General features: G+C 75.6%; 1 protein-coding gene. It reads right to left on the reverse strand.

Annotation, left to right across the window (positions count from 1 at the left end; genetic code table 11):
- Positions 1 to 755, reverse strand: a 755-nt coding sequence (locus tag ACI3KY_RS20305; protein WP_404931922.1) for a HesA/MoeB/ThiF family protein, incomplete at both ends; no start/stop codon positions are given.

Below are 755 nucleotides of genomic sequence, written 5' to 3' on the forward strand. Positions count from 1 at the left end.
GGGAGTGAGCTGCGGGACGGGCTCCGGGCGGGTGTTCCCCGCAGCCGACGGCGAACCCGCCTTCTGTGCTGGCATGCCGGCGGCGACGGTTGCGGCCGGGGCGGGCGCGCCCGCGGCGGCGTCGGCGGAACGGACTGCCGCGGGGCGGAGCGGCACCTCGTCGGTCCGGCCGCGAAGGGCGTCGATGACCAGCACGCGTCCGAGCAGCGGCTCGCCGACGCCCGTGATGAGCTTGACGGCCTCGGTGGCCAGGAGGGCACCCACCTGCAGGCACAGGGCGCCCAGCACGCCGACCTGTGCGCAGGAGGGAGCCTGGCGGCCGGCATCCGGCGGGTAGAGATCGGCGAGGCGGACGGGCACGGTGCCGGCGGGCGGCGCCGACCAGAAGACCGTCGCCTGCGCGTGGAACTCCTGCACGACGCCCCACACGAGCGGAACGCCGAGGTCCTCGCACGCGGCGGCCACCGCCTCGCGGGTCTCGAACGTGTCGGTGCCGTCGATGACGAGGTGCGCGCCCGAGAGCAGCTCGCGGGCGTTGTCGGGCGTGAGCACGGCCTGCACCGGCCGCACCACGGTGGTGGGGGAGAGGTCGGCGGCGATGCGGACCGCGGACGCGACCTTGGCGGCACCGACATCGCTCACTCGGTGCATCACCTGCCGCTGCAGATTGGATGCCTCGACCAGGTCGTCGTCGATCACCGTGAGCGTCCCGACCCCGGCGGCCGCCAGCGCCAGCACGGCGGGGGAGCCGAGGC

The sequence above is a fragment of the Microbacterium sp. ZW T2_14 genome (assembly GCF_044987405.1).
Lineage (GTDB): Bacteria > Actinomycetota > Actinomycetes > Actinomycetales > Microbacteriaceae > Microbacterium.